The following is a 13,729-nucleotide window of genomic DNA, read 5'->3' as shown; positions in this document are numbered from 1 at the left end:
CCGCAAAGGTACGAAGCTATAGCCACTTAGTGATTAAATTTCTATCTATAGCTTCATGTTCCACGTGGAACCAAACGAGCGACAATTCCGAGCCTCCTTAAAATAGAATACCCCGTCAAAAAGTAACTTCAAATTGATTTACAATATCTTAAGCTAATACTGGTATTGTTCGAAAAATGAAAGAAGGTGATTAACACCCGAAGTGCAAACGAACACAACAACAAGCATCAAGCACAAGTAAAAGAGTGTTGAACATTATCGGATATACAAGAGAAACACCACCCCTAAGTGTATTCCAGGTAAGCAAAAAGTCTATCCAATTAAACTAACAAACAATAAAATTCCACGGCAAAGCAAAGAATAATGTGGATGTTTGCCACCATCGTTTCCTTAAATCATTTTTCTATAGACAAGCTACACGTACTCTGAGACCTAGAAATAAAAGCTAGTACGACATAAACGGTTTGATATTTGCGCTCCCTTGTTTGTTGAAAGACACCATTGACAAAAAATAATTCATAAAACCAGTACAAAACAATCTTCTCACGACGACTGAAATAATGCAACTACTAGTCAGAAATCTTTGCAATATTTTCGCGCAAACAACCAATTAAGACAAAAGACGGCCACCGAAAAAGATTGAAATTACCATTCTCCGGTTCAACGAGTTTTGGTTTAATAACCTTGCCTGACTAACACATCACCAGCATTTTTCAGATTGTAAATTGACTAGTTTAAATATACATCTATGGAGGATTATGCTTTATCCGCCGATAAACAAATGTTAGACAGACAACTGGTTTGGGAAAGACTGTCCAGTGGAAAGGAATTGTTGGACAAAGACCAAAACGATGTCTATAAAAAAGAAAAAGATGGACATAAAGCCCATCTTTCAATAAAAATATACCTGTTTTGTAACGAATTCAGCTCTAAAGCCCAAATTGACGACTCAATTCCAGCATCTTGTCTATTGGTCGTTTTGCTGCAACTCTGAGCTGCTCCTCCATCGTAATTTCGGGCAATTCATACTTCATGCAGAGATACAATTTTTCAAGTGTGTTCAACTTCATGTGTGGACAATCGTTACAGGCACACGCATTATCCGGAGGTGCTGCAATGAAAGTTTTGTCAGGTGCGTTCTTTTGCATCTGGTGGAGAATACCTGTTTCGGTAGCGACGATGAAACTTTGCGCTTCGTCAGTTTCACTGAACTTAAGCAGCTGTGTCGTGGAACCAATAAAGTCAGCGATACGTAAAACGGCTTCCTCACATTCCGGATGAGCAATCAACTTCGCCTCCGGATGACGCTCCTTCAACCTGGTGATCTTCTCCAATGAGAAAATTTCGTGTACCATACAAGCACCATTCCACAGCAACATATTACGACCAGTTACCTTATTAATGTAACCACCCAGGTTTTTGTCTGGAGCAAAAATGATTTTTTGGTCAAGTGGCAAGCTCTCCACTATCTGGCGGGCATTAGATGAAGTACAAATTATATCACTTAAAGCTTTAATGCCAGCGGAACAGTTGATATATGAAATAACAATATGATCCGGATGTTTTTCTTTAAATGCTTTGAATAATGGTGGCGGACAACTATCGCTCAATGAACAACCGGCATTCAGATCCGGAAGTAATACTTTTTTGTTTGGATTAAGAATCTTAGCTGTTTCCGCCATGAAGTGTACACCAGCGAATACAATGATATCGGCATCTGTCTTCTCTGCTTGTTGTGCCAGACCTAAACTATCGCCAATATAATCCGCAATGTCTTGAATATCAGGCTCTTGGTAGTAATGTGCGAGCACAATTGCGTTTTTTTCCCTCTTCAATCGTTCGATTTCATCAAACAGATCAAGTGTCGGATCGATTTCTACATCTAAAAATCCTTTAATATCTAATTTTGCCGTCTCTTCGGCGAGGAATTTCACATCTGACATAATAAAAATAAAAAATTTCTTCTAAAAAAAGACTATTACCATTAGGGCTGTGAATTTGGGGATACAAATACGCAATTCCCATTGCAATTTACCAAAACGAAACTAATACCCAAGTTATTCCAAGGTTATCCACATCTGAAACCCTTTCTGGCAGAATATTCTAACATAAAGGTACTCAAATGTGGATAAACTAGGCTGTGAAAAAGTTTTTGTATCTGGATATCGTAGAACGATGTTGAAAAGGCCAATTTTAGGTCTAAAAATTTCTGCCCACTTAAAGTAAAACTTGAAAACTCTTTAATCATCCACGGTAATTCCCATGAAATCCAGAAAAAATTCACGTAAAAAGTGGATAACCTTAACAATTAATTCATTTTTATTTGAAAATCCATTTTTGGAGTGTGGTTATCCACATTTTTTAGTTGTTTTGCATCGTTTTTCGTGGATTTCCTTAGAATCAAATGTGTATTCTATCTTGGTAACGAACGTAACAGACTTAAAGTGAAGCTTTAACACATTGATTTTCGAATTAAAAATGGAACCATCAAATCGTCACATAGTTTAATAAAACTATTTGTTTATATGAAAGTTCGATTTTTAATCTAAAGCTTTACTTTAAACTGTTAAACTGATTGGTGAGATTGTTTTAAGACTTAAAAAGAGAGAGTGGAAAAAAGAAATGATTATTATTTCAGGTTTATCGCCAGGAATACTTTATAATCTGGATTTTTCGTATAAATTTGCCCTCCTTATAAAATAGTAACAACCTATATGGCTGTAATTCAAAAAATCAGGGATAAGTACGCAAAGCTGGCTGGTTTTATCATTGCGCTGGCGCTTGTGGGCTTTATCTTAATGGACGCTGCCAGCGGCCGCTTCGGCGAGTTGTTTGGTAAAGACTCCAGCGTAGTGAAAGTAAATGGCGAAAAAGTAGACGCTAAAGAATATGCAGAACGTATCAGGGAATATGAAACCCTATATGAACTTTATTCTAAACGTCAACTGGACGATGCCGCCAAAGCTCAATTGCATGACCAGGCACTCCGTGAACTCGTTTTTGAGAAACTCATCTCAAAACAAATGGACGAGTTGGGTATTCAGATGACCAAGGAAGAAGAAAAGGACATTATTAAGGGCCCATATCCTGATCCAATGGTTCAGCAGTTCCCTTATTTCATGGATCCTAAAACTGGTCAGTTTAATGCTCAGGCTTTAGCTGCTTTTGAACAAAAGAACAATCCATTCTTCGCTAAACCGGAGGGACAAAAAGCATTGGAATCATGGGAAACTGTAAAGACTTATGTAAAGCGTAATTACAGAATCCAGAAATTCAGCAATCTGGTTGTAAATGGTCTGTATACGCCGAAATTTGTAGTAGACCGTCAGATCAAAGATCAGAACTCAATGGCAAGTGTGCGTTTTGTGAAAGTACCTTACACTACCGTTAATGACAACGAAGTGAAAGTGACTGATGCTGATCTGCAGACTTACCTCCAGAAACACGCTGCACTTTACACAATCGAAGATCCTACACGTAGCATCGATTATGTTTCTTTTGATATTGTGCCTTCTAGCGAAGACACTGCGAAGGCAAAAGGAACACTGGAACAAATCAAAAATGAATTTGCGACAACTAACGATGCTGAAAGTGTAGTTAACCGTAACTCAGACGAGCAGTTTGTTGGTGCATACGTGACTAAAAAATCAATGATGTCTGCTTACGCTGATAGCATAATGAATATGCCTTCAGGTGCGGTATTTGGTCCATACTACGAAAACGGTTCTTACAAATTGACAAAAGTTCTTGATAAGAAAACTTTGCCAGATTCAGTAAAATGCCGTCACATCCTGATCAAAACAAAAGACCAGGCGAATGTAGTATTGGCTGACTCAGTTGCCAAACAACGCATCGATAGTATTGAAACTGCACTGAAAGCCGGTGCTGACTTCAAAACGCTTGCTGCAAAATATTCTGAAGATGAAGGAAGCAAAAACAATGGTGGTGAATATGACTTCCAACTTGCTCAGCGTCCGCAACTTTCTAAAGAATTCGGTGATTTCATTTTCGATGGTAAATCTGGTGAAAAGAAAGTAGTTAAAGTAAGTAACGATAACTATACTGGTTACCACTACATTGAAATCATTAATCAAAATGGTATTGAACCAACTGCGAAACTGGCTACAATCAGCAAATCACTTTTCGCTGGTCAGAATACAGATCAGGCAGTATATGCTAAAGCAACTGCTTTCGCAGGTAAGAATACAACTGCTGCTTCGTTTGATGCTGCTGTGAAAAGCGAGAACCTCAACAAACGCGTTGCAAGCAACGTAAAAGTGAGCGACTTCACAATTCAAGGCCTGGGTTCTTCTCATGAAATCATTAAATGGATGTATGATGCGAAACTTGGTGATGTATCTGGCATCTTCACATTGGAAAATCGTTACATCGTAGCGAAATTGGCTGATGTTCAAGATAAAGGTCTGGTGAAACTGGATGCGAATACGAAACCAATGATCGAATCTTTGGTTAAAAATGATAAAAAAGCGCAGTTGATCAAGGATAAATACAAAACTGTAGCTTCATTGGAATCACTGTCTCAGACAGCGGGTCAGCCAATCCAACAAGCTGATTCATTTAATGCGCAGAATCCTTTCGCTCCAGGTTTAGGTTATGAGCCGAAAGCAATTGGTTTCGCTTTCTATGCTGGTTTTAAACCAAATACAGTTTCTGAAGGTATTCAAGGTCAAGATGGTGTGATCTATATGATGGTTACTAACCGTTTTGACAGTAACAAGCCGATGGATCCAATGGCATTGAACCAACAAGTGATGCAAACGCAAATGCAAAACAAAAACTATCTGGCACAAACGCTGCAAGAAGTTTTCCGTCGCAACGCGAACATCAAATACAACGCAAGCATGCTTTATTAGTTTTAGCTAATAGTTGATAAATAAAAAACAGCACCGCAATAACGGTGCTGTTTTTTTATACCCAAGAGTACTTAGTATTTTTGTAGGAGGAGATTTATAAAGATGGACATTATTGTAAACAAAGTGGCGGAAAGCGGTATTATGACGCTGGATCTGGCACCATATATTCCGGAAGCTGATTCATTTGCTGATTTTGATCTGAAACCGTTTCTATTCAGAGAAATGATCTTACGTGAAAAAGATTATCGTACAGCACTTCAGGCCTTTGACTGGGCACCGTTTGAAGGTAAAAATGTGGCTGTTTTTTGCTCAGTAGATGCTATTATTCCTATGTGGGCTTATATGCTGGCCGCTTCTTACTTACAGCCCGTCGCCAGATCAATTTATTTTGGTACGCAGGTAGAAATGAAGAAATGGCTGGTAACGAAAAATATTGATCAGATCGATATTACAGAATACGACGATAAACGTGTGGTTTTAAAAGGATGCGGTGACACACCAATTCCAGAAATGGCTTATATAGCTGCGACAGAGCGTTTAAGACCTATTGTGAAAAGTTTGATGTACGGAGAACCCTGCTCTACCGTACCAATCTATAAAAAGCCGAAATAATCTATAATTCAGCGACAGGAATAACCAAAATATTATCAGCGGTCTTTTCAGATAAAAAGAAAGGATCGCTTTTTGTTTGTACCAGAATGCTGTTGTCGTAGGCCATTTGTTCTTTTACCTGGAGTGTGACACCAATTTGCAGACCAAAACGTTCGAGTTGCTGCAAAAAGGCAGTAGAACTGTCTTTCACGGCAACAATCTGGCAATTGATATCGTGTTCTACATTTAGCAGGGTTACGGCTCTGCTGACAGGCATTTCTCCTTTGGCATTTGGAATCGGATCACCGTGCGGATCATACTTCGGAAAGCCTAAAAATGCATCTAAACTTTCAATAAGTTTTTTTGAATGAATGTGTTCCAGCTGTTCTGCAACCTCATGCACTTCATCCCAGGAGAATTGCAGTTTATCATGAAGGAACGTTTCCCAGAGACGGTGTTTGCGGAGAATCTGTAAAGCCTGGGCAATACCTGATTCGGAAAGCTGTATTTTTTTATACTTCTCGTAATGAATGAGTTCTTTCTCAGAAAGCTTGCGAAGCATGTCCGTAACCGTTGCTGGCTTCGTTTGCATACGTTCGGCGATCTCATTTACAGAGACCTCACCCGTAGCATTTCGATGCTGCAGTGTGTAGATACTTTTGAGATAATTTTCCTCAGTCAGGGTTAGTGCTTGCATGGACGGTAAATTTACGAAACCCCCTAATGATTTGGCAACTAAGCTCATAAATTTTATATAAAACAAATTATTTTTGGCTTCATACTTACCTTAATTTTTGCTATTTTCGCTTACTTCACAATAATTTAATTTATTGCTGTCAGGAATATGTTTTTATCAAGTTTTCGCAGTTTGTCGGGGGGCTTAAAATTGGGCCTTTTTGTGTTGGGTATTTTTTGTGCAGTTTGGGTGTGTGCGCAGCAGGCAAACAACGGAGCTACAGCTATTCCAAAGGATGTAAAAGTCCTTGATGAGTATAGTGACCATAAAGGCAACATTGTACGCATTATTCAGTACCGCGAAGGACTGATGAAAGTTACACAGACCATCATTATTCCTAAAACTGTGGCAGTTGGTTTTGCAGCGCCGGTAAATCCCGATACATTAAATAAAGATTCAATTACGGTAATGGTTGATAAATCAGACTATTGCCTGCAGGTATTTTATAAAAGCCGTGTCATTCGGAGTTACCGGGCAGTTTTCGGACCAAGACCGCAAGAAAACAAGTGCATGGAAGGCGACCGGTGTACGCCTGAGGGCTGGTTTAAAATTACCAACAAAAATGCCAAATCCCATTATAACAAGTTCATGGGGTTGAGTTATCCAAATGACTCGGCTATTGCACGTTTCAATCGTTTGAAAGCACAGCATATTATACCAGCAACTGCCAAAATCGGTGGTTCCGTAGGTATTCATGGCATCTGGCCTGGCGGTGATAATATGATTGAGCTTGGCGTCGGCTGGACCGATGGCTGCGTAGCGTTAAAAAATAAAGATATCGAAGAGCTGTATGGCTTTGTGGGCGTGGGTACCCGAGTATTTATACGTAAATAAAACGAAGGAACCGCTCGTAAGCATTATGCCAACCTTTCCATTCAGGATCTGTTCCTAAAGAAAAATTATGAAAGACTGTGATCAGCGTGCTGTTACAGTTTTGAAGACGTAATGCCATCTGGCGTAAACGCTCGAAAGCCAAGTCCGGCGTGAGTTTTTGCTCATAATGCGCTGTAGTGTCCATGAAGCAAAACGGATATACTCGTAAACTGGTTTCCTCTTCCTTCTGGAGATCGTACCAATTGAAGGAATTACCTGTACCTGCTCTGAATCCAAGATGGGCGCCATAACCCATACTGTAGTCGGCCGTGATGCCATGTAAACTAAGCTGGTAATAGGTTTCAGGCAAATGCAATTTAATATAATGCTGTCTTGAAATAGTAATATCCTGATCAGCAATCAGGGCTAAGTTGCGTTGTTCCTGAGCAAACAGATCATTGTTCTTTTCCGTAAAATAAGATGGGTGCATGCCGATTGTACCATTCAGAGAAAGCTTTCGAATTAAGGCTTGCATTGCCGGATTTGAAGGAAGAATATTTTTATCGAAAGGCGTAGTTTTTAAAGCCGCAAGCATAAAATAAATCGGCTTCACATCAAGTTGATCATGCAATTTTTGCATCCAGTCAAAAGCATCATAAGGATCTTTTTGTTGACCAGATAAAACCTTCACCCGACTTGATGCAGCACTGAGGTTGCCTGATAAAATATCTTTTGCTAATGCGCCTGTATTCCGTTTCCAGCCCTTGTTTTGATAAGACCATGCAATATCTATATCGTAAGTAGGTAAGAAGGAAAAAGTTTTTTGCGGCAGCTTAAAACCGAATTGTTGGGTCAGTATTTCACGAAGTGTTTGCAGCCATTCATCGACAATTGGAATCTCTAATAAACCACGTTTATACAATACGCTTTCGGTTGCCGGAAAACGGTTATGTTTGTCGGGTGTAAAGCGATTGGGTGCGTATTCTTCATAGCGTGCAATCAAATAAAAAACAGCCGAAAAAACGTCAAATGAAAATGCTTTTTCTGATGGATTATAGGCTAGTGTTTCCTCGAAAACAGGTTGATACGCTGTGCTGATATTTTGCTGCCACAACAGACCGTTGTCGGGAATGAAAAGCCCACCAGTTAAGGGTTTTCCGTAGGTAATAAAAAAATCTTCAGGCAAAGAAGTTTCATCTGTAAGCAAACGATAATCCAAATGTAATTGCTCCTTGAAGACCCAATCAAGCGTATAAAAAAGCCTGGGTGAAAGTTGCGGAACAAAAACAGAGATTGTTTGCATGAAACAGCGATTTGTGAACGTGACTATTTCCGTTCTTTCCAGAGCTTGTTAAATGATTTTTCGGCAAAGTGTGTACCAGAGCGGCGATTGAGCCAGGTTTCGCCAAACACTTTATTCAGCATCATGTTCTTAAAACCAGGGCCGGCTGCATTCATCATTGTGCGGCTCATCATGCCTTTTCTCCAGAGTTTCCAACCTATGTTCTCAGAAAAACCATTCATGCCTTCTTTGGTAGCAGTATGGCGATTTTCGAGCAGCATACCGTGAATGTTTATTTTCACCGGGCACACTTCTGTGCAGTTGCCACATAAAGTAGAAGCATAGCTGAGGTGCTTGTATTCATCAATGCCCTGCAAATGTGGCGTAATTACAGATCCGATCGGGCCACTGTAAGTAGTGCCGTATGCGTGACCGCCGATGTTTTTGTAAACGGGGCAAGCATTGAGGCAAGAGCCGCAACGGATACAATACATACCCTCGCGCATTTCAGGGTGCTGCAGCATGTTTGTACGGCCGTTATCCAGCAAAATTACATACATCTCATCGGGGCCATCCGTTTCGCCTGGTTGACGTGGTCCAGTGAAAATAGTATTGTAGGCAGTAAGTTGCTGACCAGTTCCGTAAGTTGCCAATAAAGGCCAGAACAGCGGCAGATCATTTACCGAAGGCAATATTTTTTCAATGCCAACAATAGCAATATGTGTTTTTGGAAAAGAAGTACTCAATCTTCCGTTTCCTTCATTTTCAGTTACGCAAACGCCTCCGATATCGGCCAACAGAAAGTTTCCGCCAGTAATACCGACTTCCGCGGTAAGATATTTCTGACGCAGTTTTTCGCGCGCAATCAATGTTAGTTCTGTCGGTGCGAGATTGGGATCAGTACCCAATTTTTCGTGAAAGAGTTTCGCTACATCTTCCTTGCTTTTGTGCATGGCTGGCGTTACGATGTGGTACGGTGGCTCACCGTCCAGCTGCTGGATATACTCTCCGAGATCAGTTTCTACAGATTCAATACCATTTTTTTCAAGGAATTTATTGAGATGAATTTCCTCAGTCACCATCGACTTTGATTTCACCACCTGATGCGTATTCTTTTCTTTGCAGATCGCCAGAATTGCGTCCAGCGCATCGTTTGCATTTTCAGCCCAGATCAGCTTGCCGCCACGAGCGGTGAAGTTTTGTTCAAACTGCTCAAGATACTGATCCAGGTTTTCAATAGCTTTCCATTTGGCGTTCTTGGCCTTTTTCCGAGCCAGTTCAAGATCGGCAAACTGCTTTTTCCCATTGATCACAGCAGCATTATACTTGTCAATATTGAACGCTACTTTGCGTTTGTGCTCCAGGTCTTGCGCCTTTACCTCACTTTTTGCCAGAAAATTGGTACGGTTATCAGTCATATCGCCGGTCGGAATTTTATGCCGTAAGAAAATTACGGTAAAAATATAAAAGTATTACCGAGAAATCATCATGAAAACCGCTAACAGAACGGTCTGGCGGCAGTGAAAAACAAAGGGTTGTCTTTGAGTATAAAAATGCCCAACTTTGTTGCCTATGTTTTCATCAGAAGCTGTACTCAAGCAAGCCTTAGAGACGATAGAGCTCGAAGCCCAGTCTGTAGCGGGATTAAAAGCATTTGTCAACGACGAATTTGTAAAAGCCGTATCACTGATACACGAATCCAAAGGACGTGTGGTGGTTTCAGGCATTGGCAAAAGCGCGGTTATTGCACAAAAGATTGTGGCCACCATGAATTCTACAGGCACCCCTGCTTTGTTTATGCATGCTGCTGATGCGATTCATGGCGACCTCGGTATGATTCAGCCAGATGACGTAGTGATCATTATTTCAAAAAGCGGTGAAAGTCCGGAAATCAAATTTTTGGTACCGCTTGTGAAAAATTTCGGTAATCCGGTGATCGCACTTTGCGGTAACGATAAATCATACCTCGCGACTAATACAGATTGCTTTGTAAACAGCACCGTTGATAAAGAAGCTTGTCCCAATAACCTGGCGCCCACAACCAGCACGACCGCACAAATGGTGATGGGTGATGCATTGGCTGTTTGTTTGTTGGAGCTGAAAGGTTTTACCTCACGCGATTTTGCTCGTTATCATCCGGGTGGTGCATTGGGCAAAAAGCTTTATCTGCGCGTTTCAGACATGAGCAAAATGAATGAAAAGCCGCAAGTAAAAGAAGATGCCCGCATTCGCGAAATCATTTACGAAATTTCAAGCAAGCGCCTTGGAGCCACTGTGGTGGTAGATGGAAACAATGTTGTGAAAGGAATCATTACCGATGGTGATATCCGTCGTATGCTGGAGAAGCACGATGAGCCAAATAAGCTGACGGCTGTCGATATTATGAGTGCGAATCCCAAGGATATTGATGAAAGTGAACTTGCCGTGCTGGCGTTGGAAAAAATGCGGGAGTATGATATAACACAATTGGTGGTAACGCTCGATGGCCGCTATTCCGGCATGTTGCATCTGCATGACCTGGTAAGAGAAGGACTGATCTAATTGAATCTGATGAAAAACCTTTTTTCCCTGCTGGCGGTTATTCTTATTACTGCCGTGTTGTTTCAGTATCGTAGTATTAATCCTCCCAAACAATCCGGGAAGCCACTCGTCGTCACAACCTGGGATGCTTTTGGCTATTACATGTATTTGCCGGCCGTATTTACTTATCATGATTTTAAGAAGCTGGACTGGCTTACAGAAATCGATAAAAAATACAGCGTAACAGGCGGTGATGGTTGGCAGGCCGAAAAACAGGAGAATGGCAACTATGTTTTTAAATACCTCGGGGGTGTAGCGATTCTCGAAATGCCGTGGTTTTTTATTGGAGATTTTGTTGCCAGAAATTACGGTTATCCTGTGGATGGTTTTTCACCGCCATATCAGTATGCACTTGGCTTTGGCGTGCTTGTTTATTGTCTCCTGGCTATTTTATTGCTGCGCAAAATACTTCTTCGCTATTTTGATGATACGACCACTGCGATTACACTATTGCTGCTTTGTCTGGCTTCAAATTTCATACAATATGCAGCGGTAGATAATGCGCAAAGTCATGTTTATATTTTCCCGCTTTATGTGTTGGTTTTATTTGCTACCATTAAATGGCATGAACGGCCTAAAATAGGCTGGGCAGCGCTTATTGGATATGTAATAGGTTTAGCCACGATAAGCCGCCCTACGGAGGCGATAATGGTGTTTATCCCGATCTTCTGGGCTACGCAGAATAAAGAAGCGGCGAAAGAAAAATGGGCAATGGTAAAGGCGCATCGTAAACAGGTATTTGTTGCGGCGTTCTTTGGCATTTTAGGCATCCTTCCGCAGCTTATCTACTGGAAGATAACGTCCGGTTCATTCATCTTTGATGTAGGCAGCAAATGGGTGTTTTTAAATCCGTGGTTCCGTGTGTTGTTTGGCTTTGAAAAGGGCTGGTTTATCTACACACCGGTTACTTTGTTTCTTATTGCCGGTATGTTTTTCATCAGGAAGTTTCCGTTCCGGAAATCAGTTTTATGGTTTTGTTTGCTAAACATCTACATCATTATTGCCTGGGATGACTGGCGCTATGGTGGTAGTTTTTCTACAAGGGCGCTGATGCAGAGCTACCCTGTGTTTGCGCTGCCATTGGGGGCTTTGGTGCAAAAGGTGAAAGAAACAAAATGGAAGCTGGTATTTTATGCGGTGGGCATTTATTTGCTTGGTGTCAATCTTTTCCAGACCTGGCAATATGACCGTACGATTATCCATTATAATGACATGAACCGTGCGTATTATCGTGCTGTTTATCTCAATGCGCATCCTACAGCAGAGCAGATGAGTTTGCTGGATAACAATGACCGCTTCAAGACTGAAGATTTATACCGGCATTTTGTTCTGGCCGATGTTAAGGATACAACGAGCATCCATTTCCTAGCGAATAATCAGCAAGTATTATTGGACACGAATTTGAATTTACATGGAGAAGAATGGCTGAAGATTGAGGCATTAATCAAGGCGCCAAATAGCCTTTGGTCCAGCAATCTAAATGCAGATTTGATAAATAACGATTCCACATTGCATCGGCATGTTCGTTTATTCAATGCAATTGCCGAAAACGACAGTTTAAACCGCTACGCTTTTTATATTGATGTGCCAGAAGCATTCCGTCAAAGCAAGTTGAAAGTGTATTTAAGTTCTGATTGGGATTTTAATGGAATAATGAAGGGATTTCGTGTACAGCATTTGCAGATGGGCGACTAGAAACCAAACCCGATGCCCATTTCAGCGAATTCTGCCTGTGTTTGGTGTACTTTGAGCAATGCAGAAAGGCAGAGTTCTTTGAGCACTCCTTTTTCCTTTTGTACGAGGTACAAATTGCCGCCGAGTTTTTCGTAATAAGGATCCAGTTTCAGGTCTGCCTGTTTGATATAATAACCAACTTGCAGCATTATGCCTACACGGCCAAAAAGAAACTCATTGCCTACGAAAATGGCACTTTTCCAGGAATGCGCTTTTTCGTCTCCGATAGCTATATAATTGTTCCGGAGAAAGGCATAAATATTGCTGTGGTAAGAATAATCAATACCTGCAAACACCTTGTTTTTACTTAGCCAGCGACGACTTACATAAGCTGACGCAATGTAGATTGGATACATCGGTCCATCGGTAAAACCTGCCTGGTTAAACGATAAGCCAATACGACCTTGAAACAACCAACGATTGCTTAGCTTAGGCAAATCTTTATAGATTTTTTTAGGATGCGCTGAAACAGGAAAATAACGGATGCCGATATGCGCGCCATACATATTGATACCAAGATTTGGCTGCATTAAAGCTGCATTGGAAACATGCGAAAAATTTAGTCCGGCCTGCACATCAAAATGATCGTTGATATGATAGCGAATATCGGTGCTGATGGTGCTGAAATTATTAATGTGACTGCTGATCGCGTTGTTTAAGGTATCCCAGTCAGGTACACGCTCAAAATGTTTCGTTGCATATCCCAGTCCGAAGCCTAAACGCACTGTCCATTCCACTCTTTTACCTCGAATTATTGGCAATTGTAGGATTGGATAGATGCCAAATACATTTCCCAAAATGGAATCACTTCCGTAGTGTGTGTAAGTAAATCCAAAACCGACCAAAGGAAATTTCCGGCGTTGCTGCCAGTCTTTTGTGCCATAAGTTTGCTGTACAAAATTGAATTCGTAAGCGGTAGAATGATCCGGAATGGGTGCGATAAATTTCTCGGAATGTTTGAGCACCTTACCGACGATAAAATTGCTTTCCATACCCATGCCGGCGCCCGCAGGAGCCGATTCCTCCTGCCCATATGCGCACACTTGCCACAAAAGAGCACAAAAAAGAAAAAAATATTTCAGGGGTTGTTGCATTGCCGACAAAAAAGCAGGCAAATAT

At 41.0% G+C, this 13,729-nt stretch carries 10 protein-coding genes; 5 read left to right on the top strand and 5 right to left on the bottom strand.

Annotated features, from left to right (window positions below; genetic code table 11):
- Nucleotides 1–929 precede the first annotated feature (929 nt).
- A complete protein-coding gene (gene nadA / locus DN068_RS11105) occupies nucleotides 930–1,943 on the bottom strand; it encodes a quinolinate synthase NadA (RefSeq protein ID WP_110998983.1) in 1,014 nt (337 codons plus the stop codon).
- A 771-nt stretch (nucleotides 1,944–2,714) separates the two neighbouring features.
- On the opposite strand from nadA, the gene DN068_RS11100 reads away from it, so the two are divergent.
- Complete coding sequence (locus tag DN068_RS11100) at nucleotides 2,715–4,874, top strand: peptidylprolyl isomerase (RefSeq protein ID WP_110998982.1); 2,160 nt, start codon at nucleotides 2,715–2,717, stop codon at nucleotides 4,872–4,874.
- Between the two features lie 102 nt (nucleotides 4,875–4,976).
- Nucleotides 4,977–5,486, top strand: coding sequence for a DUF2480 family protein (locus DN068_RS11095; protein ID WP_110998981.1), 510 nt, complete (start codon nucleotides 4,977–4,979; stop codon nucleotides 5,484–5,486).
- A gap of 1 nt (nucleotide 5,487) precedes the next feature.
- Here DN068_RS11095 and DN068_RS11090 read toward each other — a convergent pair whose 3' ends face one another.
- Nucleotides 5,488–6,162: a metal-dependent transcriptional regulator gene (locus tag DN068_RS11090; RefSeq protein WP_110998980.1), complete on the bottom strand. Its 675-nt coding sequence runs from the start codon at nucleotides 6,160–6,162 to the stop codon at nucleotides 5,488–5,490.
- 201 nt (nucleotides 6,163–6,363) lie between these two features.
- On the opposite strand from DN068_RS11090, the gene DN068_RS11085 reads away from it, so the two are divergent.
- Nucleotides 6,364–7,035, top strand: a complete 672-nt coding sequence (locus DN068_RS11085; protein WP_165836362.1) for a L,D-transpeptidase family protein — start codon at nucleotides 6,364–6,366, stop codon at nucleotides 7,033–7,035.
- On the opposite strand, the gene DN068_RS11080 is transcribed toward DN068_RS11085, so the two are convergent.
- Nucleotides 7,022–8,317 carry a polysaccharide deacetylase family protein gene (locus DN068_RS11080; RefSeq protein ID WP_110998978.1) on the bottom strand — a complete coding sequence of 432 codons (1,296 nt, stop codon included), beginning with the start codon at nucleotides 8,315–8,317 and terminating at the stop codon, nucleotides 7,022–7,024. The two genes, DN068_RS11085 and DN068_RS11080, sit on opposite strands and share 14 nt — an antisense overlap.
- A 23-nt stretch (nucleotides 8,318–8,340) precedes the next feature.
- Nucleotides 8,341–9,714 carry a LutB/LldF family L-lactate oxidation iron-sulfur protein gene (locus DN068_RS11075; RefSeq protein WP_110998977.1) on the bottom strand — a complete coding sequence of 458 codons (1,374 nt, stop codon included), beginning with the start codon at nucleotides 9,712–9,714 and terminating at the stop codon, nucleotides 8,341–8,343.
- Between the two features lie 154 nt (nucleotides 9,715–9,868).
- Here DN068_RS11075 and DN068_RS11070 point away from each other — a divergent pair, with 154 nt between their 5' ends.
- Both DN068_RS11070 and DN068_RS11065 read left to right on the top strand, forming a co-directional pair.
- Nucleotides 9,869–10,837, top strand: a complete 969-nt coding sequence (locus DN068_RS11070) for a KpsF/GutQ family sugar-phosphate isomerase (RefSeq protein WP_110998976.1) — start codon at nucleotides 9,869–9,871, stop codon at nucleotides 10,835–10,837.
- Between the two features lie 9 nt (nucleotides 10,838–10,846).
- Nucleotides 10,847–12,571: a glycosyltransferase family 39 protein gene (locus tag DN068_RS11065; RefSeq protein WP_110998975.1), complete on the top strand. Its 1,725-nt coding sequence runs from the start codon at nucleotides 10,847–10,849 to the stop codon at nucleotides 12,569–12,571.
- Here the strand turns inward: DN068_RS11065 and DN068_RS11060 are convergent.
- Entirely contained in the window at nucleotides 12,568–13,653 is a 1,086-nt protein-coding gene (locus DN068_RS11060) for an acyloxyacyl hydrolase (protein ID WP_165836361.1), read from the bottom strand. The genes DN068_RS11065 and DN068_RS11060 overlap by 4 nt on opposite strands.
- Nucleotides 13,654–13,729: the final 76 nt, after the last annotated feature.

The organism is Taibaiella soli (assembly GCF_003236175.1).
In the GTDB taxonomy this organism is placed as follows: domain Bacteria; phylum Bacteroidota; class Bacteroidia; order Chitinophagales; family Chitinophagaceae; genus QKTW01.
Note: the sequence above shows the minus strand (reverse complement) of the source record. Positions and strands in the feature narration are given on the sequence as shown.

What these genes read in the sequence shown, in the direction of transcription:
- nadA (WP_110998983.1), bottom strand. Translation starts at nt 1,943, where the DNA reads ATGTCAGATGTGAAATTCCTCGCCGAAGAGACGGCAAAATTAGATATT.
- DN068_RS11100 (WP_110998982.1), top strand. Translation starts at nt 2,715, where the DNA reads ATGGCTGTAATTCAAAAAATCAGGGATAAGTACGCAAAGCTGGCTGGT.
- DN068_RS11095 (WP_110998981.1), top strand. Translation starts at nt 4,977, where the DNA reads ATGGACATTATTGTAAACAAAGTGGCGGAAAGCGGTATTATGACGCTG.
- DN068_RS11090 (WP_110998980.1), bottom strand. Translation starts at nt 6,162, where the DNA reads ATGCAAGCACTAACCCTGACTGAGGAAAATTATCTCAAAAGTATCTAC.
- DN068_RS11080 (WP_110998978.1), bottom strand. Translation starts at nt 8,317, where the DNA reads ATGCAAACAATCTCTGTTTTTGTTCCGCAACTTTCACCCAGGCTTTTT.
- DN068_RS11075 (WP_110998977.1), bottom strand. Translation starts at nt 9,714, where the DNA reads ATGACTGATAACCGTACCAATTTTCTGGCAAAAAGTGAGGTAAAGGCG.
- DN068_RS11070 (WP_110998976.1), top strand. Translation starts at nt 9,869, where the DNA reads ATGTTTTCATCAGAAGCTGTACTCAAGCAAGCCTTAGAGACGATAGAG.
- DN068_RS11065 (WP_110998975.1), top strand. Translation starts at nt 10,847, where the DNA reads ATGAAAAACCTTTTTTCCCTGCTGGCGGTTATTCTTATTACTGCCGTG.